Consider the following 21,169-nt stretch of genomic DNA (forward strand, 5'->3'; position numbering starts at 1 on the left):
TAAGTGTTTGAAAAGAATGGCGCTCCCAAGGGGAATCGAACCCCTGTTTTCGCCGTGAGAGGGAGAATACATGGGTATTGGCGGACTAAGGTGGATCCTGCTGGATCGTTGAATCACAATATGTTAAGCCGTATCCGTTTGCGGGAATCCGCTGACGGTCGTCTCCACTTACTCCCCAGAATCTTCCCATTCTTCCCATGGCCCGCACCGTCAGAGATACAGCCCTCGAAACCCGCACCGCCCGAGCACGCCTTGCCGTCCGGGGGGAGCCCTATTGGAAGCAGCTCGATGGCGGGCTCGCCCTCGGCTATCGGCGGAAGAAGAGTGGCGGCAGCTGGCTGGCCCGGCGATGGGATGGCGAGCGCAAGCGCTACACGGAACATGCGCTCGGCTCGACGGACGACGTGCAGGATGCGGATGGCGCCGCACACCTGTCCTTCAGCCAAGCCCAGGCGGCGGCTCGCGGCTGGTTCCAGGAAGAGGAGCGCCGTGCGCTGGGGCTCTCCCCCAGCGCCGGCCCCTACACCGTGGGCGACGCCTGCGACGACTACATCGCCCATTATGTGGGGAAGGGCGGCCGGTCGGAATATGCCACCCGCCGGGTCATTGAGATCCACATTCGTCCGTCGCTTGGCGGTGTAGAATTGGCGAAGCTCACCACGCGCCGCATCCGGGATTGGCATCGGGGCATCGCCACCGCACCCAAGATGGTCCGGACCAAGAGCACCGCCAAGGAACGGGCCACACGGGCGGTGGATCACGACGATACGGATGCCGTGCGTTCGCGACGCGCCACCGCCAATCGCATCCTCACGGTGTTGAAGGCGGCCCTGAACCACGCTTGGCACGAACGGCACATCAGCAGTGACGAAGCGTGGCGCGCAGTGAAGCCCTTCGCTGCGGTGGATGCGCCGGTGATCCGCTATTTGAAGCCCGCCGAATGCACGCGGCTGGTGAACGCCTGTGCGGAGCCACTTCGTTCGTTGGTGCGCGGTGCACTGCTGACAGGTGCGCGATATAGCGAGCTGGCCCGCTTGAAGGTTGTGGACATCGATCTCGATGCTCGCACGGCCGCAGTGCGGGAGGCGAAAGGGGGCAAGCCTCGTCACATCGTCCTGACCGACGAAGCCACGGCGCTGTTCCGCAGCCTGACCCATGGCAAGGACGGCAGCGCGCTGGCGTTCGCGCGCGATGACGGCGGCCCCTGGAAGCCGGCGCAGCAGACACGGCCGCTGGCGGAAGCCTGCGCTGCGGCGAAGATCGTGCCGGCTATCGGCTTTCATGTGCTCCGCCACACCCATGCCAGCACTTTGGCCATGGCCGGGGTACCCATGGGCGTGATCGCCGCGCAACTCGGGCATGCGGACACGCGCATCACCGAGAAGCACTACGCCCACCTCGCGCCGTCCTATGTGGCCGACACTATCCGAGCCGCCTTTCCGAAGCTGGGCATCGTGCCGGAGAGCAATGTGAAGGAGTTGGCAGCGAAGAAGGGGTGACGCTTGGTGGCCGGAACGAAGGACCACCTCTCTTCGTCACTCGCCCGGCTCTGCGCGAACTTGCTCCAGAATGCCGATCGCATCGCACCCAATGGCATCGGCGAGCGCCAGGTACTCGATGACGTCGATGCGCCGTTCGTTGCGTTCAATATCGGCGATGTAGGACTGCGGCCGGCCGAGTTTTGCCGCGACCGCCGCCTGTGACAGCCCAACTGCCTTGCGCGCCTCAATCATGAGTTCGCGCAGTTTGGCGTAACGGGGCTGACGAAGGTCGCGCGGCAATTCCGGCATCCGCATGGGGGAGCGGACGCCGAAATAATCGGCTTTTCAGATAATCGAGATTTCAGATAGAATCTCGCATTGCCGGGCTCATGCTTCGCCAATAGGTTGCATCATTGGGTGGCGCCCTGCTCCTGTGGCGGTCACCGGATAATTGCGGGCTTATGTCATGCGTTTCGACAAGGTGCGGGCGTCGCTTGAACTCGCATTGAATCTGGCCGCTTCATCCACTGGCCTCAGCCTGGAAGAGATCAGCGCCGAGCACGGCGTATCCCGAAGCACGGCCGAGCGCATGCGCAACCTCGTCGCCGATCTGTTCGGGCCGCTGGAGCGCATACACGACGGCAAGATTGTCCGCTTCCGGCTTCCCAATCTCCCCAAGGGGGTTCGGTTCATCACCACGCCCACGGCCGCGGAATTGGCGGAGTTGCGGAATCTCGCCCAGGCCATGCAGGCGCGCGATCCCGCGCGCGCAAGCCTGTTGGACAGCCTCTCCCGGAAGATCAGTGCCGGCCTGCGCGCGGCGGACCGTCGGCGCCTGGAACCGGACGTCGAGCTGCATCTGGAAACCGAGGTCTGGGCGCATACACCGGGGCCGGCACAGCTCTGCAAGCCCGAGGTCCTGAAGGCCATCCGAGATGCCATCCTCGCCGCCCGTCTGCTCGAAGTCCGGTATCGGAAGGTCGGCGACGAAACACCGCGGAGCTATAGGGCCATCCCCTATGGACTGATCTTCGGGCGGTCCCACTATCTGGTGGTGGGCTTTCCCGACAACGACCAGCCCCACCAACTCCGACTGGACCGCATCGACGCGGTCGCTGAATTGGAGGAGCTGGCGAGCCGCCCGGAGGACTTCAGCCTGCGGGCCTATGCGGAGCGCTCATTCGGGTTCTTTCAGGAAGAACCGGAGCCCATCGAACTGGTGTTCGACCCGTCGATTGCACCGGAGTTCAGGAACTAGTCCCTGCATCCCGATCAGAGGATGGAAATGCTGGCGGATGGCAGCCTGCGCGTCACCTTCGAAGCGGGAGGTTTCACCGAGCTCGCACAATTCCTGACCCCTTACGTGAATATGGTGAAGGTGATGAAGCCGGAGCGGCTGAGGGGGCTGATGGGCGCGGCGACAGTCGGGCCGGGCCAACCCTGATCGGCCCTGGTCCGGTTTCTGATCCAACTGGGTTCACGATCAAGGGGAGCGCGTCATGCGCCGTATGGTCTTTCTGGTGGGGCATTTAGCCTCGATAGTGCTCGCGAGCGCCGTCTTCCTTTTGTGGCCGAGCACGGGCTACGCCCTGAACCGACAGCTGGAGCCGATCCAGCCGGGACTCTATTCATCGGGGCAGGACGGCGGCTGCGATGACCCGGACAGCAAGGACCGGATGCTCATCACCAAGTCCGAGATTCATCTATACGAGACCCACTGCCGCATCCGCCGCATCTCCGCGCAGGGCTACTTCTACGAGATCGACACCGCTTGCGAATCCGTGGGAGACCGGGGGAGCATCAAGTTCGAGATTGCCCCGCTTTATCTCGGCACCCTCGCTGTCCAGCTGCGAAAGGGCGGCCTGATGTCGGCGACCGACGACCCCATCCTCTACCGCCTCTGCGTCGTGCCGCAGCACAGCCCTAAGGCCGACAACTATTCCCGCTGAAGCAAGGAGGCCAGATCATGACGGCACATGTGACCAAGCCCGCCGAAGCCCGGGATGAGATGCTGGAGAACGGGGCCGAGCCTTCAGCAGCGTGCGTAGGCATCTTCTGGTTCGTCATGCGTGGCGGCCGGCCGGAACTCGCCTCGTGCAAAACGCCGTGGCAGGAGGCGGAGGACTACGGAGACTTCAAGACCGAGTCCACTGCCCACTATGAGTTCTGGCCGAACCTGCAGCGCAGGCTCAAGGTGATCGGAGAATACGAGGATTGGCCGCGTGGTCGCGTCGTCTACAACGTGCGGGACGACCGCTTCACGGTCTATATCGACCGACAGCTTGCCGGAGCCCCCTTCAAGGCCCATCTGCTGGCCCACTTCGCCCTGCCTGCGGACAAGACCACGTTCGCCTTCGACGCCCATTACAGCGGCGCGAAGTTCAAGGTGAAGGGGCAGCCCTGAAGCCCGCCCGCACCCGCACATCTCACAGTTCCGGCCGGTTGAGCGCTCTCCATCAGTTTGGAAAGAGAGCGTTTTCATCGGCCGGTTCTGTCAACAGACGGCCTCGCGCGAGGGCCACGAGGTGGACCTCGGGGCGCCGAGACGCTTGTTCGATGCCGGAGGCATCAGGCCCAGCTTCAGCCTCGGCAATTGGGCCGGCTTGCTGCGCACCCTGCCGGAGGGGTGCTGCGAACTTGTTCTGGCGGCGATGGAGGAAGCTCCGTCCCGGCACCGGGCCGGAGCGGATGCGGAACAACTCTTGCGGGCGCTGGCGGCGGGGACAAGGAACGGGGACCGAGGTCGCCGGCTCACAGTTTCAGGCGCATGCCCGAGGACTTACCCCGGGCCAAGAAGCGCCCTGATCCAAGGTGCTTCTCGAGCCGAGTAAACAGAGGCATTAGGATTCCGTCGCGCTGTTGTTCTGTGAACCCAAATACCACGAGGCGTACATCATCAGGCTTTGTGAGATGCAGCGTTTCTCCATCCGCGATGCGACGGATGGCAGGCGACAAAGAACGTGCACCGTCGCTCATTTCTACGATACGTGAAATATCTTTCGCGATTATCTGATAATTTGTTGTAATTTCATCGCGATTTTGAATCAGAAAGCGGTCGTAACCTTTGATTTGTGCGATAACCCCCTTGTCTTCGTTATCTGACAACTCCGCATTTCCGAATAGCTTTGCCTCCCAGAAAGCCAACTCGATTCCGGATGCGCGCTCCTCGAAAGTAGCAAAATCAATACGTGGGACGCGGCGGCCCTCGGCATCTTCTCGAAACGCGATCTCGACATCGACGAGGTTCGTGTTGGCTTCGGCGATCTCCTGCACACCACGCTTTTCTTTGCCCGCGTAGCGCTGGGCCGCCTTTTTGAGCTTCTCCAGCGTCTCACCTGGGACGTAACGGTGCGTGAGGAGGAGATTTGGATCGAAGCGGAACTCGCTTGTGGACGGGTCGAGAGCAATCTGACGCTTGAGATCTGGATTTAGGAGATATTTGGGGTGCGTTGTGGCGACAATCCCCCTCTCTTTCTTCATCTCTACCTTGAAGATGGACTGGCCGTGCCAATAGACATTAAGGTAGTTGTCGCGCACGCCGATGATGAGTTTCTCGTCCTGAAGCACGTCGCGCCACCAGCTTGGCTGGGCCGCCAGTTCCGCAAGGGCATCCATCATGCCCGGCTTGCGGATGCCACGCTTGAACCCAGCCATTCACACCTCCCACCATTCGCCGTCGTGCCGCACGAAGACGTTCTCGAACAGGGACGGGAACCGGTCCGCCTCGAAGGTGTGGATCGGCACCAGGACCCGCGGCGCAATGGCGCCCGCGAGCCGCTTCAGATCGGGGATCGAGGCGTGGCCCGAGGTATGGATGACCTCGAAGCCGACGCTGTGCGCCTTCAGCGTTGCGAGGAGCGCGGCGGTCTTCTCATCCTTCAGATAGCCGGCCCATTGCGACCAGATGGCATGGGCACCCGAGAGGCATCCGGCTTTCACCAGATCGTCGAGCAGGCTTGCCCGGAACAGCAGCACGTATCGCTCAGGATGCGCAGCAAGGTCTTCCGGATAAAGGCGACCGCTCTTGTGCCGCTCGATCAGGTCGAAGCGCTCGGCCCTCTTCACCTTGACCCGCTGGTGCCGCGGGGTGAACAAGGCCACCTCCGGCCAGGACGTCTGGGGAATGCTGTCCCTGCCCGTCGCGTGCAGCATCTCGGCGGCATAGAGATCGACCACCAGCTTGCGCCCGCAGCGTTTCGCCGCGCGGAAGATGGAGACCACCCGGTCGATGTTCTGGGCCGATGCGGCCACCAACGCCATGCCGGGCGTGCGACGGATCACGTCCGTCAGCGCGGCCTCGATCTCGGTCTCGGTGGGAAAGCGCGCATCTTCATCCAGCCGTCCGAGGCTCGATCCCTCCATCAGCATCACGTCGATGCCCTGGGGCGGCCGGCTCAGCAGCCGCTCGAACAGGGCACCCTTGCGGCCGTGGCTGCGGATGTCGCCCGAATAGAAGAGGCGTCGCCCGCCAGCTTCGACTGTCAGCGCATAGGCGTCGAACGCCGAATGATCGACCAGATGCGGCGTGATTGTGAATGGGCCGATACACAGCGGCTCGCCATCCGCGAGGTGTCCGGCCGCCGAGATGGCCGGCAGGTCGCGAATGAAGAAGGCGGAGGCGTTCAGAATACGTTCGGTGGCCGAGCCCAAGAAGATAGGCAACCCTGCATGAGCCCGCCCGAGCAATCCCCAATGGTCGCGATGGCCATGGGAGATCACGACGCCGAGCAGCGACGGGTCGGGCTCCGAGAACCCGGGTACAGGTGGAAGCACGGCTTCATCATTGGTATCGCCATCCAGAGGCAGGCCGCAGTCGAGCAGCAGACGTTGCCCCTGGGCTTCCAGCTCGATCACGGAGCCGCCGATCTGCTTTGTCCCGCGATGGATGCGCGCCCGCATGCTTCCCCCCATCCACCGGACACGAACCTCGGCAAATTGCCGCCGTCCGCTCCAGACAGATCGCGGTCGAGCGCTACCACGCCGCTACGTCAAATCCGGATGCAGGAGGCGAAGGGCGTCAAGCGGAGTCGTGGACAGCGATCTTGTCGATGTTCGTCCGGCCCTTGCCGAGCGGGCGTGGGATGGCGAATGCGAGCACCCGCACTCAGCCTTGGCGCACGCGCTGTGTTGGCAGCGCCTATCCAGGACTCTACGAGCTGATTGTCTGGATGCCGTTATCGGGTGGCGGCCAATGCTGCCGCAGCTCCGGCCCGCCCCCGACGGCTAAGCCTCCGCGTAGAGGTTCCGCCCAGTTGCTTCGAAGCCCCAGCAAAAAAATCGCTACCGCGATGAGTCATGCGCGAAGCTGCCTCTATATCGCCAGAGCCAACTTCAAATGGAGGCTGAATATGGCACAAGAAAACGGGCATGGTGCCCTCTCAGTTCTGCAGTTTTGTAAGTGGGCCGGGATCGGCCGGTCACTCGCCTACAAGGAAATTGAATCCGGACAGCTGAAGATCAAGAAGGTCGGCCGCCGCACTCTGGGCACCATGGACGCAGCCCGGGACTGGCTTCACGCACTGCCTGGCGGAGCTGGGTGATGGAGGAGCGTAACCGAGCCGCGGCCTGCTCCGGACAACCGCCGCACGAGGACCAGCCAACGGAGACTTCGATATACGAGGTGGAAACCTACCAGGAGTTTGTCCGTGAAGTCTTTGATACGGAAGAGTTTTCGGAGATGCTATTCATCTTCAACATTCCTTTCCGCATGGATGAGGATCAGACCTACTTCAAGGTGCGAGACCTGACTTTCTATCCCGGAAAGGGCTTGATTGTCCGTGACGGTCAAGTGCTTGAACAGAAAGGGATTGACGGCATGCTCGAGCTGCTCGGCCACACCCGCGATGAAATCCCACCGGGCGCGGATCTTTCTGGGCTGCAGCCCTTCGGTCTGGGGGCCAAGAAGGACTGATGTTCTAAAAGTGCCGGCCGGACAGGGCCCCGTCTCCCGAAGCCAAGGGAGACGGGGCCGTTTTTTATTCAATATCGGCGCAGCCCTTGGGTCTCGCGATTAGAACGAATGCCGTATTGGTATCCCTTGGGTCCCTAAAGACTATTTCCGCTCTCAACGCGCCCGAGCTTGTCTGGGCCACACCCGAAACGCGACGCAGGTCGTCGGTGTTCAGGCTGTACGTCGCGCACAATATCGCGATATCCCCCTTCGATCACCGATCGATCCACCCACCATCCACCCACCATCCACCCACCAACATCTCCATGACCACCAGCACTCCCTCTAGCCCCCAGCACCAATGCCCCCCTGGGCCCAATGCTGAGCAGGAGCTGGCTAAAGGAGAAAACCATGCCCAAGACCACCATCCAAACTGATGCTCCACTCCCCGATGACCCGCCCAAAATGGTGCAAGCCATCGACCGCCTCAACAGCCTCGGGATCATGTTCGAGCGCAAGACGCTGTACCAGCTCAAGATTGACCAGTGGAATTTCTACCCCGGCCGGGGGACCATCGTTCGTGATGGCGGCTTGCCCCAGCAGGACAGGGGCCTGGAGGCCCTCCTGAGCCGTCTGTTTCCTTCCCATTAAGTAGGGGTCGGCTCAAAAAATCGCGCACAGCCAAAATGCGCCATTTAACTCATTGTTTTCATACAATTCTTTGGCGCGCGCCTCTGTTGCTCGGGAAATGGAGCACTCCATTATCCAACGCCGGAAAATGGAGTGCTCCCAGACGTGTGCTCACCCCTCAGTCGTCGCTCAGTTGGACGATAACTTCCCCCCTATCCACTCGGCCCCTCTCAAACTCCCAGTCGCTATAGCGGTTTGGCTCGCTAATGTTGGTAATACAATGCTTTGGCGTGTAGCTCGCGTCCCTGCGGGCCTTATGTCCGAGTGATCGCGCGATCCGGACACGTTGAAGCTCAACATATCCGGTTTCCCGTCGCCAAACGCCAGCGAGCGAATTGGCGTCTGGCTTTCCGAGTTGCTTATCGCGCTTCGTCAGCGATGGATCTAGCCCCTTCACGCAATACTTGAACCATTGCCACTGGCTCTTGACGCTGCTTTGCTTGTGGAGCCTGATGTGAAACAGTCGACCTGTAGTCGTGCCCTGCACAATTTCTAGCTCGATGTTCTTAATCCAGCGCCGGAAGGCAGCTTGGAGGCTGTTCGGAACATGAAGCCCGATATGATTGTGATAGCCAATCTTACGGTCGTTCTCAAAAACAGCATAATAGTAAGCTGGATAACGTCTCTGGACCATGAATTTCCGAAATCGGTCCATAAGCACGTTGTAAGCCCGATTCACGTCTGTGGGCGATGATATACCAGCCAACTTCCAGGAAATAGTCAGCTCTATATTAAGAATTGCACCCTTATAATTCGCGAAGCAGATCGCATCATACAGGTCAAATACCTGATAGCGTCGAATGTAGCGGCTACCTTCGCGCGATCGGGCAGGGGGTTCGTTGGCTTCGGCGATCTGGGCCACAGGCATCAACGGAATGGCCGGCTGTTCACACAACCATTGCCAGTCGAAGCCAGGCGGCAGAGTTATCGTCCTGACGGACAGAAGGGAGCGGGGAAGATAGGTCGTCATCAAGCGCCTCAGAGGTAACTAGAGAAGGCGCCGGAAAAAGCCGGCCTCTAATATAGCGTTTTGGACGCCCAAACACGTTGAATTGGAGGTGTGTTAAATCGCCGCAGCGCCGCGGGAATTTATGTCACCGGACGCGAAAGTGGTGACAAAATGGACGATATATCAGATGGTTATGGGCAAGTTAACGCAACCTTGCCCGTGGTTCCTAGGGATATTTTACGTCGATTTCATGTGGACGAGTCTGGCGACACACGATTTGCATGCTGCGCGCGCTTGCTCCAGTCGACTTGGCGTGAAATGTGCGGAATGAAGCCGGGGCGGCATCGATCCCGGAGTGGCAGTCAACGTGTTCTCGGAAGTCGTCTCAGCGAAGTGGATGCCAAGCAGGGCCGTAATTTCTTGACGCCGGACATCGCCCGGCTGGCTCGCCGTGCCGTAGCCTATCGAGAATATGGCGCCCTCATCGATGAGCAGCGCCTGTGGGAGAATCTCCTGTCGAGCCAGCCGCTCACCTTCAACCTGTTCGCACTGTGCCAGGTGGACGAGGAACGCTGCCATCGGCTCTTCGAGCGCCTCTTCCCCGGTTTCTTCGCGAAGGTGGAGAAGCTGGCCTTCGAGCACTCGCCGGGGCGTGGTGATCCGCGCTATCTTGGCGACTACACCGCATTCGACCTCTTCGTGAGCGGTACCGGCCCGGACGGCAGGCCCGCCTTCATCGCCATTGAGGTCAAGTATTCCGAGGATATGCGACAGCCGGGACGGAGTGGGTCTGCCCGGTATCGGGAACTCACCCGTGCCTGCGCCCTTCATCTCGATCCCGAGGCGCCGAGCCTTCTGACCGGTCACCTCGCCCAGCTCACCGCCGAGCATCTCCTGGCCGCTTTGATCCGCGAGCGGTGGGGGCAGGGTGCCCATGGCCTCTTCGTCACGATCGCGCCTGCCGCCAACCGGGAGGCCTGGTATGCCGTGGAGCTTTACCGCTCCATGCTCGACCGTCGGCCTGACGGGGTGCCCTTCATGGCACTGGCCCTGGAGGATGTGATCGCGGCCGTTGGCGAAGCGGGTGACGCCGACCTCTCCGCGCGCCTGCATGCCCGGTACACGGACTTCTCGCTGGTTCATCGTCTCATCGACGACTGGGAGCCCTTTACCGAGGAGTGATTGGGCTGACGCAGGCCCGCTCAGCTGGGCGCGGAAGCGGACCTGCCTTGACGTCCTGCGTTCGTTCATACATCTGTACATACGGAAGGAGCTGTCGCCATGGTCGCGCTCAAGCTTGGAAAGATCGGCAATTCGGTCGGCGCCGTGCTGCCCAAGGAGGTGCTGGCCCGCCTCAAGGTGGAGCAGGGCGACACGCTCTATCTGACCGAGACGCCGGATGGCTATCACCTCACGCCCTACGAACCGGAGTTCGAGGCGCAGATGGAGGCAGCCCGCAAGATCATGAAGAAGCGGCGCAACGTGCTGCGTGAGCTGGCGAAGTGAACGAGCCGGCCGTCCGGCAGGAACCGCGCTGGGTCACAAAGGCCGTTGTTCTCTCCGTTCATGATGCCCAGCTCGCGGAGCATGGCGGCGGCAGGGGTGTGCGGGATGAGGGGCTGTTGGAAACGGCACTCGATCGCCCGAAGAACCGCTACCACTACATGCAGCATGACGAAGCTGGCCAAGTGCGGCTTTCCGCCTCCGACGTGTCGGCCTTGGCTGCTGCCTACGCCTACGGCATCGCCAAGAACCATCCCTTCGTGGACGGCAACAAGCGCACCTCCTTCGTCGTGTGCGAGCTGTTTCTCGCCCTCAACGGCTACGAACTGACCATGGACGACGCCACAGCAGTGAAGACATGGTTGGCGCTGGCCGCAAGTGAGTTGAGAGAAGAGGATCTCGCAAGGAAAATAGAGGCAGCTCTGAATGCGGCGTGATGTACTGTTCTGGAGAAAGTGAGTTTACTCTGAACAGGTGTCCCGTGTTTTGAGGACGATACTATTCCTATATGACCTTTGCCGGCGCGCTTCTGCCCGGCAGCGTCTCATGCCCAGCCTGGGCCCTCCATCTCAAGACCAGAAACAATCCTCTCTCTTCCCTTCTATTTTCGACCAGCGAAAATATCGTTGGTCCTTCTCTCGACCTTCTCCATAAAGCCACCCAGGCCGGGGTGAGGCGCTCTTCTCATGCGAGAGGTCGCTTCATGTTCCCCCACGTTTCCTCAGCCCATCCGCGTCCGTTGCTCGTCCGACACCGCCGTCTTATCCATGCACCGTCCGAAGCAATCATCAGAGCTTGGTGCGACCCGGCCCTCTTCACCTCGCTCGACACGATCGAGCCCCACATCGGCGTGACGTTCAGCATCGACCCGTCGGCCACGCACCGCGCCAGCATCACCCTTGGCGTCCCCCATGCCGGTGCCCAGGAACGCCTGCCCCTCTGCATCCGCTATCAACCTGCGGGTTCGGGCGCCGAACAGTATGTCGCCGGTCCCATTGACGATCCATACGCAATGCATCTCTGCCTGACGCTGTCGCCGACCCTTCATCTCGTCGCAAGCGCCGACAATGGGCCGACCACCCGAAGGACCTTCTGCAGCTTATCATTCGGCGCCAAGAAGAGCGTTGTCTCTCCGCAATGGGCGGTGCAGTTGCTAGTGAACACACTGCAGTTGTTGGCCGAAGGATTGGCAGAGCGAAGCGCCGTCGGGTGAGCGGAGATCGCAAGACGGGTTCAGACAACGTCTGCGCCAGGTGTAGGAGTCCGCAGCGGTTATCACGAATGGTCTGTATGGGGCCGATTCCGTTGAAAAAGTCGGCCTGTGAGGCGTGCTGGCACGGAGCCGGATTTCGCCAGCGGACGCCTTCTCCGGTCATGCCGGGCTGATCTGCGGCGCGCTCGGGAGGAGCTTGGCGAGCTTCCGGAGGTTCTGGGCGGTTGCGGCGAGGTGGAACTCATCCCGAGCTCCGTTCGGGCCTCGCAGGCGCAGGCGGTCGAGCTTCAGGATGCGCTTGAGATGCGCGAACAGCATCTCGACCTTCTTCCGCTGCCGCCGCGACGTGACATAGGCGTCGGTGCCGGCGATGGCCCGCGCCATGTCGCGGGCGCCCTCGTGGATCGAGCGGGGTATTTTCCGGGCAGGCGTGGTCGGGCAGCAGCGAGGCTTCAGGGCACAGGCATCGCAGTCCAGCTTGCTGGCGCGATAGCGCATCATGCCATCCTCATCGACCAGGGGCTTGGGTGTGCGGTAGAACTTCTGGCGCTGCCGCAAGAGCTTACCGGCCGGACAGACATAGGCATCCGCCTCGCGGTCATAGGTGAAGTCGGCTCGGCTGAAGGTGCCGTCGCGACGTCCCGACTTGTCGAACACCGGAACGTGCGGCTCGATGCCATGCTTATAGACCAGCCAGGCAAGCATCTCGGCGGAGCCATAGGCGCTGTCGCCCATCAGCCGTGCCGGGTAAAGGTCGAAGCGGTCCATCGAACGTTCGATCATGCGTTTCGCTGCCAGGACTTCGGCCTGACGGATCGCCGTCGTCGCCTCTACGTCGACGATGATCGCGTTCTCCACGTCGATCAGATAGTTGGTGGAATAGGCGAAGAAGGCTTGGCCACCATGTGCGCCGGTCCAGCGGGCAGCAGGATCTGCCGGCGAGAGGAATTTTGGCGTGACTTCGGTGGCCGCGCCGAAAGCTGCATCGTCGAGCACGGCGAGATATTCCTCGACCGCGCGTCCGGCTGCCTCGGGCGATAGCCCCGCTTTGCCCTCGACACCCTTCTGACGGCTGGCCTCGGCCTTGATCAGGCTGGCATCTACAGCGAAGCCTTCTCCGCCAACCAAGCCCTCCCCGATACAACGCTGCAGCACGGTCTCGAACAGATGCCGGAGCAAATCGCTGTCGCGGAAACGGCCGTGCCGGTTCTTGGAGAAAGTCGAGTGGTCCGGCACGCGGCCATCGAGCCCGAGGCGACAGAACCAGCGATAAGCAAGGTTCAGGTGGACTTCCTCGCACAGCCGCCGTTCCGAGCGGATGCCGAAGCAATAGCCGACGAGGAGCATCCGGATCATCAGTTCCGGGTCGATCGAGGGCCGACCGGTCTCGCTGTAGAAAGGCTTGAGGTGCGCCCGGATGCCGCAAAGGTCGACAAACCTGTCGATGGCCCGCACGAGGTGGCCGGCAGGGACATGGCGCTCCAGGCTGAACTCGTAGAACAGAGCCTCCTGCACCCCGGTCCGCTCGCCCATCATCGCCTCGTCCCTCCATCCGCAAGGACAACTGAATCAGGACTTCGGCCCAACAGCAACGCCGACTTTTTCAACGGAATCGGGCGCAAAGCGGACGCCGCTGAAAGATTGTCGAGCGTCAGCAATGGGTCAACCCCAGCGAGAAGGAAGCGCTAAGCACCGCGCAGCCTCCTGCTCGCTGATGGGACGCCAAGCCGGCTACTTTCGGCTCAGTTGTACGCGGGGTCCATCGCATCGCGGAGAGATGCGCCTAGCTGAGGCCCAGAGCGCGCGACCTTCGTCCCACCCCACCGACTCACCAAATCCCGCCAAAATCCGCCCGCGTCCGCCGACGCATACTCCCCAAATTCTTCCCAGAAACACAAAAGCCCCGCATCGGGCGGGGCTAAGGTCTTGAAAAGAATGGCGCTCCCAAGGGGAATCGAACCCCTGTTTTCGCCGTGAGAGGGCGACGTCCTAGACCGCTAGACGATGGGAGCATCCCGCGGGAAGGGGGCCTCTATATCTGCGAATCGGCGGGACATCAAGCCTCCTTGAGGGCCGGGCGGTGGCCGAAAATCGCGCTGCCCACACGAATGTGCGTCGCCCCCTGGCGGATGGCCGCGGCGAAGTCCGCGCTCATGCCCATGGAAAGGCCGGAAAGGCCGTTGCGCGCGGCGATCTTGGCCAGAAGGGCGAAGTGCGGGTCGGGCACGTCGCCTACCGGCGGAATGCACATGAGGCCGAAGATCTTGAGCTTGTGGCGCTCCCGGCATTCGGCGATGAAGGCGTCGGCGGCTTCCGGCAGGATGCCCGCCTTCTGCGGCTCCGCCCCCGTGTTCACCTGCACGAACAGCTGCGGCTGGCGCCCGGCGCGCGCCGTCTCCTCGGCCAGGGCCGCGGCGATCTTCGGCCGGTCCACCGTGTGGATCGCATCGAACAGGCCCACCGCATCGCGCGCCTTGTTGGACTGCAAAGGCCCGATGAGATGCAACTCCAGGCCCGCATGGGCCGCGCGCAGGTCCGGCCATTTCTCCCGGCTCTCCTGGACCCGGTTCTCGCCGAATGCCTTCTGCCCGGCCGCGATCACCGGAAGGATGTCGGCGGCGGGAAAGGTCTTCGAGACGGCGATGAGGGTTACCGCGTCCTCGGCGCGCCCGCAGTCCCGGCAGGCCTCCGCCACCTGCGCGCGTACCTCTTCCAGCCGTTCGCTCATGCCCATGGCCGCCTTGTCCCCCTGTGGATGCGTACACTCTTTCTGCGGGCGGATGCCCATGGTCTCGCCGTTTGCGTGCCGCCACGCCGGCTTTCCCGTTGCAGGACGGTATCAGCTTGCGATTCCGTGGAAAACCATCCGGCCGGGCGGTCCGAACGTATCTCCCCAAACCCTCGATATGGGTTTAGAAGATCGCAGGGAGCCGGGTGGCACAGTCCATCGGATTCTTTGCGCGGGGGAGCAAGGCCGAGCGATGGTCGAACGGAGTGGCGTGGTTCCTCCCGCCGGAGCAACACGGCGCTCGAGCCTACGCCTGCGCATCCTCTTTCTCATCTGCCTCGTGGCCCTGCCCCTCTCGGCCGAGCGGGTCATCGCCCTTATCGGCGACCGGCAAGCCCTCATCCTCGAGGTGGAAAGCGACGTGCGCGACCTCGCCCGCCGGGCGACGCTCGCCCAGCTCGAGGGGCTCACCCGCGCGCGCACGGTGCTGGAGGTTCTCTCGCGGCAATCGGCCGGCCTGGTGGACGACCCCCAGGGCTGCGCCCGCCTGCTCACCCGCCTTGCCGATGAGGTTTCCGGCATCCAGGGCGCGTTCGTGGCCGACCCCGCCGGACAGGTGGTGTGCGCCCATGCGCCGCTGGGCATGGGCCTCAACATCGCGGAACGGCCCTATTTCAAGGCGGCCCTCGCCAGCGACGACGTGCACATGACGGAGCTGTTCCTCTCGCGCTTCTCCGGGCGCAACGTGGTGTTCCTGCTGCGGACCGAGCGCGACGCCGCCGGCGCCCCGCTGGCGGTGGCCGGCGTGGTGCTGGACCTGCAATGGCTCTCGCGCATCGCCGCCGGCAGCGCGGTCGAAGCCGGCGTGGTGGTGGAGGTCGTGGGCGAAGGCGGCGCCGTTCTGGTGCGCTACCCGCCGTTGCCGCATATCGTGGAACACCGCTTTCCCGACCATCCGCTCACCCGCGCCATCCTGGCCGCCGACGAGGGCGTGGTGACCATGCCCGGCTTCGACGACAAGGAGCGCATCTACGGCTTCAACCGCTTCGAGGGGCTGGACGTGCACGTGGTGGTGGGCTCCGAGACGACGCGGGTGCTCAGCCCCATCGACCGCAAGATCCTGGCCACCGCCGTCGCCCATGTGGTGGCCCTGTGCTGCTTTCTGCTGCTCGCCTGGTTCGCCGCCGAGCGGCTCGTCATCACGCCCATCTCGCGCCTCACCCGGGCGGTGGCGGCGGTGGGCCGGGGTGAGGCGGCCCATGTCAACGATATGGGCGTGCGCGAATTCGCGCCGCTGGTGCAGGCCTTCGACGAGATGGCCCAGCGCCTGTCCCAGCGCAACAGCGAGCTGCGCATCATGAACGGGCGCCTCGCCTCCCTGGCGCGGACCGACGGCCTCACCGGCCTTGCCAACCGGCGCACCTTCGACGTGCAATTCTCGCAGGACTGGGTGCGCGCGCGGGGCGACGGCCTGCCGCTGACGCTGGTGATGCTGGACGTGGACCATTTCAAGGCCTTCAACGACACCCGGGGCCACGTGGCCGGCGACGAGGCGCTGCGCTCGGTGGCCCGCATGCTTTCGGCCGCCGCCACGGGCACGACCCATCTCGTCGCCCGCTATGGCGGTGAGGAATTCATCGTGCTCATGACCGGCGCCCAGCTCCAGGGGGGCGTCGCCTTCGCCGAAGATGTGCGCCGGCTTCTGTCAGAGATCGCCATCGAGCATCCCGGCTCCCTGCGCCGGCGCCTGACGGTGAGCATCGGCGTCGCCTCCATGGTCCCGACCCTGGACGGCAGCCCGGACGCTTTGGTGGCGGCAGCCGATACCGCGCTCTACGAAGCCAAGCGCAACGGGCGCGACATGGTGGTCGCCCACGCCTGAGCCTCCCCCGGCCGGCAGTCCGTCTGCGGTCCAGCGGTGGCGGGCGGCTCAGCGGGGCTGCGGCAGGCGCCGGATGGCGCGCAGGGACAGGCCGGCATCGGCGATGCGCGCCAGCGCCTCGGCCCGCCCCTCCCGGGCCACCATCATGTGGAAGGCATTGGCGTGAAGCAGCGTGTCCGCGTCCTCGGCGATGGCCACGTGGCCGGGCCAGAACAGGAGGTCGCCGCGCCGCACGGGGGCATCGAGGGGCACAGGCGCGCCCAGCTCCGCCTCCTGCATGTCGCTGTCGCGCGGGGCCATGAGGCCCGCCGCCGCCAGCGCCGCCTGCACCAGGCCCGAGCAGTCGATGCCCAGGCTGGAGCGGCCGCCCCACAGATAGGGCACGCCGAGATAGCGCGCGGCCACCGCCACGAAATCCGCCTCCCGCTCGCCCAGGGCGCACAGATGCACCCATGGCAGGAACCCTTCGGGGGTGACGGCGAAGGCGCCGCGTACCTCCCCCACCATCACCCGGCTGCCCGCCACCAGCGCCTCGCGCGGCGGCAGCTTGATGTCGGGCCCGGGAAACACGAAGGTGCGCAGCGCGCACACCTGGTGGGTGGGCGGCAGGGCCAGGGGGGCGAGGGCGTCGGTGGGCATGTAGCCCACATAGAGGTCCGCCTCCAGCTGGACCCAGGACCAGCCCTCCCCGTCGTCCTCGAACACCCGCACGCTCTCGCCGTGGAGCGCCTGCGTCTCCAGCGGCGCATCGCCGGCGGGGCGGCGGCACAGGGGCGCCACGGGCACGGCCACGCGCCGCACCTCCCCCGCCACGTAGCGCGCGGCGGCGACGACGCCCTCCAGGCCGGCGGCGGCGAGGTCCGGGCGGGCCGGGGTGCGGCGCGGATCGCGCGGGGCTGTCAGCTCCTGCGGCATGGCTCAGCCGTGGCGTTCGGCGATGAGGGCGTCGAGGGCGCGGATGGTCTGCGCCTCGCCCCCCTCCGGCCGGCCGGGACGCGCCGTGGGGTTCCAGGCGAAGATGTCCAGATGCAGCCAGGAGCGCGCCGCGCCCACGAACTTCTCCAGGAACAGGGCCGCGGTGATGGCGCCGGCGAAGGCGCCGGAGGAGACGTTGTTGGTATCGGCGATCTTGGAATCGAGCATCCCCGCATAAGGCGCCCAGAGCGGCAGCCGCCACAGGGGATCGGCTTCCGCCGCGGCGAACCGGGCGAGGTCGGCGGCCAGATCATCGTCGGGCGTGAAGGCGGGGGGCAGCTGGGGCCCCAGCGCCACCCGCGCCGCGCCGGTGAGGGTGGCGAAATCGATGAGCAGGTCGGGCGCCTCCTCGTCGGCCAGGGCGAGGGCGTCGGCGAGGACGAGGCGGCCTTCCGCGTCGGTGTTGCCCACCTCCACCGAAAGCCCCTTGCGGCTGCGCAGGATGTCGCCCGGGCGGAAGGCCGCGCCGGACACCGAATTCTCCACCGCGGGAATGAGCACGCGCAGGTCCAGCCGCGCCCCGCGGGCGAGCAGCAGGTGGGCGAGGCCCAGGGCATTCGCCGCCCCGCCCATGTCCTTCTTCATCAGCAGCATGGCCGAGGAGGGCTTCAGGTCCAGCCCGCCGGTGTCGAAGCACACGCCCTTGCCCACCAGCGTCACCTTAGGCAGGCCCGGAGCGCCGGCGCGGATCTCGATGAGGCGCGGCGCGCGCGGGGCGGCGCGGCCCACCGCATGGATCAGCGGGAAGTTTGCGGCCAGCAGGTCGTTGCCCACCACCGTGCGCAGGCGCGCGCCATGGCGGGAGGCGAGGGCGCGGGCGGCGTCTTCCAGCTCGGCGGGGCCGAGATCGTTGGCGGGGGTGTTCACGAGGTCGCGGGTCAGCGTCACCGCTTCCACCGTGCGGCGCAGGGCGGCCTCGTCCACCCCCTGCGGCAGCGCGAGGCGGGCCGGGCGCGGGGTCCCGGCCTTGTAGCGGGTGAAGCTGTAGGTGCCGAGGGCGAAGGCGAGCGCGGCGAGCCGCGGGTTGCCCAATTCCCCCTCCAGCCGGAAGGTTCCGGCCGGCAGTAGGGCCGGCAGCGCGCCCGCGGCGAAGGCATCTGCCCGCGGGCCCGGCGCCACGCCGAACAGGGCGCCGGCAATGCCGCCGTCGCGGCCCGGCAGCAGCAGGAACTTGCCGGCGGCGGCGGAAAATCCCGCCGCATCGGCAAAGCGCCGCGCGTCTTCAGGCAGAGCGAGGGTGGCGAAGGTCTCCTTGGTGACGCACCAGACCGGGAGGGCGGAAGCGGAATCGGACGCGGGAGCGAGGCAATCCATCATGGGCAAACTCCTCGCGCCGCCTCCGGTCCCCCGACCGCGGGAGGGCGGCGCCGAAACTGGACCGTCCGATCTGGGCAGCGCCGTCCTGCGGGCCGGTCGGGTGCGGTTCTATAGCCGGATCAGATCCGGTGGAGTCAACCGGCGGGTGCGGCGATGCCCCGGCCCGACCGGGCCAGTTCAGGCGGCCTGCAGCAGGCTGGAGAAGGGATGCAGCAGCAGCCCCGCGCCGGCCAGGGCGACGCCATAGGGCAGGCTCTGGCTGTGCGCCAGGATGCCGAAGGCGGACCGCGCCCGCATCTGCCGGCGCTCGGCCGCCGCGGCGAGGGTGAGCAGGCCGCAGAGAATTCCGCTCGCCGCCAGGAAGGCGGGCACCTGCAGCGGGTCCACCCACAGCATCACCGCTCCGGCGAGCTTGGCATCGCCCGCGCCGATGAGGTTTTCCGCAAACAGGGAGAAGCCCAGCGCCGTCACCGCCCCCGCCACCAGCAGGCGCAGCGACAGGTCCGGCAGGGGCATGAGGAAGAGCAGGGCCGCAAACCCCGCAAGCAGGATCAGCACCACCAGATTGGGGATGATGCGGCGGGCAAGATCGCTGCCGATGGCGGCGCACAGGGCGGTCGGATAAAGCCCGAGGAGGATGACTTCCGAAACCTGCATGGGCGCCATCGGGAGGGGTCCCGTCCTCAGTTCGCGGCCGAGGCGACGGACGCCTGGAGGCGGGAGAAGGTGGAGGCGATCTGCACCAGGACCGTCACGATGGCGATGGACAGGCCGGCGGCGATGAGGCCGTACTCCAGGGCGGTCGAGCCATCCTCTTCCTGGATGAAGCGGGAAAAGAGAAGCTTCATGGACATTGTTCCGATCAGGGTCCGGGAGCGGGATTGAAAGCGGCACCTGTGCCGCACCGGCCGACGCTAGGCGCGGTCCCTTGCAGGGAAGTAAAGATGCGCGGCCCGGGCCGCCCCGCGCGCCGGGCGCCTGCGCAAAGGGTAAACGCTCCCTTCCCGGCGGCAGGCTTTGACCTTGCGCCCCTGCCGCGGCACTCTCATGCCATGAGCTTTTCCCCCTGCCCCGACCCCACTCCCGGAAACGCCGCCAGCTGCGATGCGGTGGAGATGGTGATCATTCCCCGCGCCCGCGACATCGGCGGCATGGAGGTGGCGCGGGTGCTGCCCTCCACCCACGGCCAGATGATCGGCCCCTTCATCTTCTTCGACCGCATGGGGCCGGTGCGCTTCGACGCCCGGCAGGCGCAGGACGTGCGGCCCCATCCCCATATCGGGCTCGCCACGGTCACCTATCTGTTTGAAGGCAGCATGATCCACCGCGACAGCCTCGGCACCGAGAAGGTGATCGAGCCCGGCGCGGTGAACCTGATGACCGCAGGGCGCGGCATCGTCCATTCCGAGCGCCACGACGCCGCGGTGAAGGCGCGGGGCGGCCCGCTGTTCGGCATCCAGAGCTGGATCGCCCTGCCGAAGGCGCAGGAGGAGAACGCCCCCGCCTTCCTCCATGCCGGCACCGCGGCGCTGCCGGTGGTGTCCGAACCGGGCGTGTCAGCGCGCATCATCCTCGGCAGCGCCTATGGCGCCACCTCTCCGGTGCCGCTGGCCTCCCCCGCCACCTATGCGGAAATAACCCTCGCCCCCGGGGCTCTCCTGCCCATCGACCCCACCTTCGAGGACCGCGCCCTGTTCACCCTCGACGGCGAGGTGGAGGTGGACGGCACCCGCTTCCCCGCCGGCCAGATGCTGGTGATCCGCCGCGGCCTCGCCACCTCGGCGCGGGCAATCACGGCGGCCCGCCTGATGCTGCTGGGCGGCGAGCCGCTGGAGGGGCCGCGCTACATCTGGTGGAATTTCGTGGCCTCCGACCTCGACCGGCTGGAGGCCGCCAAGGCGGCATGGCGCGAAGGGCGGTTCGACCTCATTCCCATGGACCACGACGAATTCATCCCGGCGCCGGGCGACGACCTCGGCCGCCCCCGCCCGCAGATGCCGCGGCCCTGATAGCGGGACACGGGCGCCGCTCCCTGGCGCCGCTCCCTGGCGCCGGGACCGTGACGCCGCTTACGGCATGGGGCAGTCGCGCGCGGCGGCCTCGTCCGCGTCCGCCCCGTGCGGCTGCACGATGGCCGGCGGATCGCTGGCGGGGAAGCTCTCGTCCAACGCCTCATCGAGGGTTTCTGAGGCGTGCGCCTTGCGCTCGCACGCAGCCGCGCGCGCGCTTTCCGCGCCCTCGGCCGGCGCAGCGGAAACCGGGACGGGATCACGCGTGATGGCCGGCGGATCGCTGGCCGGGAAGCTCTCCTCCAGCGCCTCGTCCAGGCGGCGCTCGGTCTGCGCGGCGGCGGCCGCCACAGGATCTGTGCTGTTCACGATGGATACCTCGCTGGCCCGCAGGACGGGCAGAGGACGCTGCAGGGCCGGCGCAAGCCTCGCACAAGCCTTCGCACAAGCCTTCGCGCAAGCCCCGCTCAGGCAGGAACGCCCCGGCGCCGCACCCTGTTCCGGGGCACGGCGGCGCGATCCGCCCGCGCCC

Annotated in this window: 24 protein-coding genes and 1 tRNA gene; 13 read left to right on the forward strand and 12 right to left on the reverse strand. The window is 65.2% G+C overall.

The genetic code is table 11. The annotated features are described in order from the left end of the window. The first annotated feature begins 197 nt into the window (after positions 1–197). Entirely contained in the window at positions 198–1,499 is a 1,302-nt protein-coding gene (locus ACI7BZ_RS03160; RefSeq protein WP_414115745.1) for a tyrosine-type recombinase/integrase, read from the forward strand. A 36-nt stretch (positions 1,500–1,535) separates the two neighbouring features. Here ACI7BZ_RS03160 and ACI7BZ_RS03165 read toward each other — a convergent pair whose 3' ends face one another. Beyond that, on the reverse strand, positions 1,536–1,796 hold the full coding sequence (locus ACI7BZ_RS03165; RefSeq protein WP_414115746.1) for a helix-turn-helix domain-containing protein: 261 nt from the start codon (positions 1,794–1,796) through the stop codon (positions 1,536–1,538). Between the two features lie 151 nt (positions 1,797–1,947). On the opposite strand from ACI7BZ_RS03165, the gene ACI7BZ_RS22085 reads away from it, so the two are divergent. The 4 genes from ACI7BZ_RS22085 to ACI7BZ_RS03180 are packed head-to-tail and all read left to right on the forward strand — an operon-like array spanning position 1,948 to position 3,885. Next, positions 1,948–2,739 carry a helix-turn-helix transcriptional regulator gene (locus tag ACI7BZ_RS22085; RefSeq protein WP_510802982.1) on the forward strand — a complete coding sequence of 264 codons (792 nt, stop codon included), beginning with the start codon at positions 1,948–1,950 and terminating at the stop codon, positions 2,737–2,739. Positions 2,740–2,760: 21 nt separating this feature from the next. Continuing rightward, the gene (locus tag ACI7BZ_RS22090; protein WP_510802984.1) at positions 2,761–2,925 is read left to right on the forward strand and encodes a WCX domain-containing protein; all 165 of its coding nucleotides are present in this window, start codon (positions 2,761–2,763) and stop codon (positions 2,923–2,925) included. Positions 2,926–2,980: 55 nt separating this feature from the next. Next, positions 2,981–3,430 carry a hypothetical protein gene (locus tag ACI7BZ_RS03175; protein WP_414115747.1) on the forward strand — a complete coding sequence of 150 codons (450 nt, stop codon included), beginning with the start codon at positions 2,981–2,983 and terminating at the stop codon, positions 3,428–3,430. A gap of 17 nt (positions 3,431–3,447) precedes the next feature. Further along, a complete protein-coding gene (locus tag ACI7BZ_RS03180; protein ID WP_414115748.1) occupies positions 3,448–3,885 on the forward strand; it encodes a hypothetical protein in 438 nt (145 codons plus the stop codon). A gap of 347 nt (positions 3,886–4,232) precedes the next feature. On the opposite strand, the gene ACI7BZ_RS03185 is transcribed toward ACI7BZ_RS03180, so the two are convergent. Both ACI7BZ_RS03185 and ACI7BZ_RS03190 read right to left on the reverse strand, forming a co-directional pair. After that, a complete protein-coding gene (locus ACI7BZ_RS03185; protein WP_414115749.1) occupies positions 4,233–5,135 on the reverse strand; it encodes a hypothetical protein in 903 nt (300 codons plus the stop codon). Beyond that, positions 5,136–6,380: an MBL fold metallo-hydrolase gene (locus ACI7BZ_RS03190; protein ID WP_414115750.1), complete on the reverse strand. Its 1,245-nt coding sequence runs from the start codon at positions 6,378–6,380 to the stop codon at positions 5,136–5,138. A 640-nt stretch (positions 6,381–7,020) separates the two neighbouring features. On the opposite strand from ACI7BZ_RS03190, the gene ACI7BZ_RS03195 reads away from it, so the two are divergent. Further along, positions 7,021–7,392, forward strand: coding sequence for a hypothetical protein (locus ACI7BZ_RS03195; protein ID WP_414115751.1), 372 nt, complete (start codon positions 7,021–7,023; stop codon positions 7,390–7,392). A gap of 390 nt (positions 7,393–7,782) precedes the next feature. Then, complete coding sequence (locus tag ACI7BZ_RS03200) at positions 7,783–8,022, forward strand: hypothetical protein (RefSeq protein WP_414115752.1); 240 nt, start codon at positions 7,783–7,785, stop codon at positions 8,020–8,022. 157 nt (positions 8,023–8,179) lie between these two features. On the opposite strand, the gene ACI7BZ_RS03205 is transcribed toward ACI7BZ_RS03200, so the two are convergent. Then, positions 8,180–9,031 (reverse strand): hypothetical protein, encoded by an 852-nt coding sequence (locus ACI7BZ_RS03205; RefSeq protein WP_414115753.1) that lies wholly within the window; start codon positions 9,029–9,031, stop codon positions 8,180–8,182. Positions 9,032–9,181: 150 nt separating this feature from the next. On the opposite strand from ACI7BZ_RS03205, the gene ACI7BZ_RS03210 reads away from it, so the two are divergent. From ACI7BZ_RS03210 to ACI7BZ_RS03225, 4 genes are all read left to right on the forward strand, one after another. Next, positions 9,182–10,192, forward strand: coding sequence for a PGN_0703 family putative restriction endonuclease (locus tag ACI7BZ_RS03210; protein WP_414115754.1), 1,011 nt, complete (start codon positions 9,182–9,184; stop codon positions 10,190–10,192). A gap of 99 nt (positions 10,193–10,291) precedes the next feature. Next, the gene (locus ACI7BZ_RS03215) at positions 10,292–10,516 is read left to right on the forward strand and encodes an AbrB/MazE/SpoVT family DNA-binding domain-containing protein (protein ID WP_414115755.1); all 225 of its coding nucleotides are present in this window, start codon (positions 10,292–10,294) and stop codon (positions 10,514–10,516) included. Further along, positions 10,513–10,950: a type II toxin-antitoxin system death-on-curing family toxin gene (locus tag ACI7BZ_RS03220; RefSeq protein WP_414115756.1), complete on the forward strand. Its 438-nt coding sequence runs from the start codon at positions 10,513–10,515 to the stop codon at positions 10,948–10,950. Before ACI7BZ_RS03215 ends, ACI7BZ_RS03220 begins: the two co-directional genes overlap by 4 nt. 266 nt (positions 10,951–11,216) lie before the next feature. After that, complete coding sequence (locus ACI7BZ_RS03225; RefSeq protein WP_414115757.1) at positions 11,217–11,726, forward strand: hypothetical protein; 510 nt, start codon at positions 11,217–11,219, stop codon at positions 11,724–11,726. Positions 11,727–11,885: 159 nt separating this feature from the next. Here ACI7BZ_RS03225 and ACI7BZ_RS03230 read toward each other — a convergent pair whose 3' ends face one another. From ACI7BZ_RS03230 to ACI7BZ_RS03240, 3 genes are all read right to left on the reverse strand, one after another. Continuing rightward, positions 11,886–13,262: a transposase gene (locus ACI7BZ_RS03230; RefSeq protein ID WP_414115758.1), complete on the reverse strand. Its 1,377-nt coding sequence runs from the start codon at positions 13,260–13,262 to the stop codon at positions 11,886–11,888. Between the two features lie 400 nt (positions 13,263–13,662). Next, positions 13,663–13,738, reverse strand: a tRNA-Glu gene (locus ACI7BZ_RS03235). 44 nt (positions 13,739–13,782) lie between these two features. Further along, the gene (locus ACI7BZ_RS03240; protein ID WP_414115759.1) at positions 13,783–14,460 is read right to left on the reverse strand and encodes a YggS family pyridoxal phosphate-dependent enzyme; all 678 of its coding nucleotides are present in this window, start codon (positions 14,458–14,460) and stop codon (positions 13,783–13,785) included. 247 nt (positions 14,461–14,707) lie between these two features. On the opposite strand from ACI7BZ_RS03240, the gene ACI7BZ_RS03245 reads away from it, so the two are divergent. After that, positions 14,708–16,336, forward strand: a complete 1,629-nt coding sequence (locus ACI7BZ_RS03245; protein ID WP_414115760.1) for a sensor domain-containing diguanylate cyclase — start codon at positions 14,708–14,710, stop codon at positions 16,334–16,336. Between the two features lie 48 nt (positions 16,337–16,384). Here the strand turns inward: ACI7BZ_RS03245 and ACI7BZ_RS03250 are convergent, their stop codons facing one another. The 4 genes from ACI7BZ_RS03250 to ACI7BZ_RS03265 all read right to left on the reverse strand — a co-directional run bounded on the left by ACI7BZ_RS03250 (position 16,385) and on the right by ACI7BZ_RS03265 (position 19,476). Then, the gene (locus tag ACI7BZ_RS03250) at positions 16,385–17,251 is read right to left on the reverse strand and encodes a C40 family peptidase (RefSeq protein ID WP_414115761.1); all 867 of its coding nucleotides are present in this window, start codon (positions 17,249–17,251) and stop codon (positions 16,385–16,387) included. Positions 17,252–17,254: 3 nt separating this feature from the next. Further along, on the reverse strand, positions 17,255–18,625 hold the full coding sequence (locus ACI7BZ_RS03255; protein WP_414119079.1) for a leucyl aminopeptidase family protein: 1,371 nt from the start codon (positions 18,623–18,625) through the stop codon (positions 17,255–17,257). Between the two features lie 180 nt (positions 18,626–18,805). Further along, positions 18,806–19,285 carry an A24 family peptidase gene (locus ACI7BZ_RS03260; protein WP_414115762.1) on the reverse strand — a complete coding sequence of 160 codons (480 nt, stop codon included), beginning with the start codon at positions 19,283–19,285 and terminating at the stop codon, positions 18,806–18,808. Between the two features lie 26 nt (positions 19,286–19,311). Beyond that, positions 19,312–19,476 (reverse strand): Flp family type IVb pilin, encoded by a 165-nt coding sequence (locus ACI7BZ_RS03265; protein WP_414115763.1) that lies wholly within the window; start codon positions 19,474–19,476, stop codon positions 19,312–19,314. A 204-nt stretch (positions 19,477–19,680) separates the two neighbouring features. Between ACI7BZ_RS03265 and ACI7BZ_RS03270 the strand changes: the two genes are divergently transcribed. Next, positions 19,681–20,637 (forward strand): pirin family protein, encoded by a 957-nt coding sequence (locus ACI7BZ_RS03270; protein WP_414115764.1) that lies wholly within the window; start codon positions 19,681–19,683, stop codon positions 20,635–20,637. 60 nt (positions 20,638–20,697) lie between these two features. On the opposite strand, the gene ACI7BZ_RS03275 is transcribed toward ACI7BZ_RS03270, so the two are convergent. Beyond that, on the reverse strand, positions 20,698–21,006 hold the full coding sequence (locus ACI7BZ_RS03275) for a hypothetical protein (RefSeq protein ID WP_414115765.1): 309 nt from the start codon (positions 21,004–21,006) through the stop codon (positions 20,698–20,700). Positions 21,007–21,169: the final 163 nt, after the last annotated feature.

This window comes from Xanthobacter sp. AM11, assembly GCF_047444035.1.
In the GTDB taxonomy this organism is placed as follows: domain Bacteria; phylum Pseudomonadota; class Alphaproteobacteria; order Rhizobiales; family Xanthobacteraceae; genus Xanthobacter.

Excerpts from the sequence above, each read along its gene's own strand:
- ACI7BZ_RS22090 (WP_510802984.1), top strand. The coding sequence starts at position 2,761 with ATGGAAATGCTGGCGGATGGCAGCCTGCGCGTCACCTTCGAAGCGGGA.
- ACI7BZ_RS03260 (WP_414115762.1), bottom strand. The coding sequence starts at position 19,285 with ATGCAGGTTTCGGAAGTCATCCTCCTCGGGCTTTATCCGACCGCCCTG.
- ACI7BZ_RS03180 (WP_414115748.1), top strand. The coding sequence starts at position 3,448 with ATGACGGCACATGTGACCAAGCCCGCCGAAGCCCGGGATGAGATGCTG.
- ACI7BZ_RS03200 (WP_414115752.1), top strand. The coding sequence starts at position 7,783 with ATGCCCAAGACCACCATCCAAACTGATGCTCCACTCCCCGATGACCCG.
- ACI7BZ_RS03175 (WP_414115747.1), top strand. The coding sequence starts at position 2,981 with ATGCGCCGTATGGTCTTTCTGGTGGGGCATTTAGCCTCGATAGTGCTC.
- ACI7BZ_RS03185 (WP_414115749.1), bottom strand. The coding sequence starts at position 5,135 with ATGGCTGGGTTCAAGCGTGGCATCCGCAAGCCGGGCATGATGGATGCC.
- ACI7BZ_RS03215 (WP_414115755.1), top strand. The coding sequence starts at position 10,292 with ATGGTCGCGCTCAAGCTTGGAAAGATCGGCAATTCGGTCGGCGCCGTG.
- ACI7BZ_RS03230 (WP_414115758.1), bottom strand. The coding sequence starts at position 13,262 with ATGATGGGCGAGCGGACCGGGGTGCAGGAGGCTCTGTTCTACGAGTTC.
- ACI7BZ_RS03240 (WP_414115759.1), bottom strand. The coding sequence starts at position 14,460 with ATGGGCATGAGCGAACGGCTGGAAGAGGTACGCGCGCAGGTGGCGGAG.
- ACI7BZ_RS03225 (WP_414115757.1), top strand. The coding sequence starts at position 11,217 with ATGTTCCCCCACGTTTCCTCAGCCCATCCGCGTCCGTTGCTCGTCCGA.
- ACI7BZ_RS03210 (WP_414115754.1), top strand. The coding sequence starts at position 9,182 with ATGGACGATATATCAGATGGTTATGGGCAAGTTAACGCAACCTTGCCC.
- ACI7BZ_RS03245 (WP_414115760.1), top strand. The coding sequence starts at position 14,708 with ATGGTCGAACGGAGTGGCGTGGTTCCTCCCGCCGGAGCAACACGGCGC.
- ACI7BZ_RS03270 (WP_414115764.1), top strand. The coding sequence starts at position 19,681 with ATGAGCTTTTCCCCCTGCCCCGACCCCACTCCCGGAAACGCCGCCAGC.
- ACI7BZ_RS03250 (WP_414115761.1), bottom strand. The coding sequence starts at position 17,251 with ATGCCGCAGGAGCTGACAGCCCCGCGCGATCCGCGCCGCACCCCGGCC.
- ACI7BZ_RS03195 (WP_414115751.1), top strand. The coding sequence starts at position 7,021 with ATGGAGGAGCGTAACCGAGCCGCGGCCTGCTCCGGACAACCGCCGCAC.
- ACI7BZ_RS03160 (WP_414115745.1), top strand. The coding sequence starts at position 198 with ATGGCCCGCACCGTCAGAGATACAGCCCTCGAAACCCGCACCGCCCGA.
- ACI7BZ_RS03255 (WP_414119079.1), bottom strand. The coding sequence starts at position 18,625 with ATGGATTGCCTCGCTCCCGCGTCCGATTCCGCTTCCGCCCTCCCGGTC.
- ACI7BZ_RS03165 (WP_414115746.1), bottom strand. The coding sequence starts at position 1,796 with ATGCGGATGCCGGAATTGCCGCGCGACCTTCGTCAGCCCCGTTACGCC.
- ACI7BZ_RS03190 (WP_414115750.1), bottom strand. The coding sequence starts at position 6,380 with ATGCGGGCGCGCATCCATCGCGGGACAAAGCAGATCGGCGGCTCCGTG.
- ACI7BZ_RS03265 (WP_414115763.1), bottom strand. The coding sequence starts at position 19,476 with ATGAAGCTTCTCTTTTCCCGCTTCATCCAGGAAGAGGATGGCTCGACC.
- ACI7BZ_RS03205 (WP_414115753.1), bottom strand. The coding sequence starts at position 9,031 with ATGACGACCTATCTTCCCCGCTCCCTTCTGTCCGTCAGGACGATAACT.
- ACI7BZ_RS22085 (WP_510802982.1), top strand. The coding sequence starts at position 1,948 with ATGCGTTTCGACAAGGTGCGGGCGTCGCTTGAACTCGCATTGAATCTG.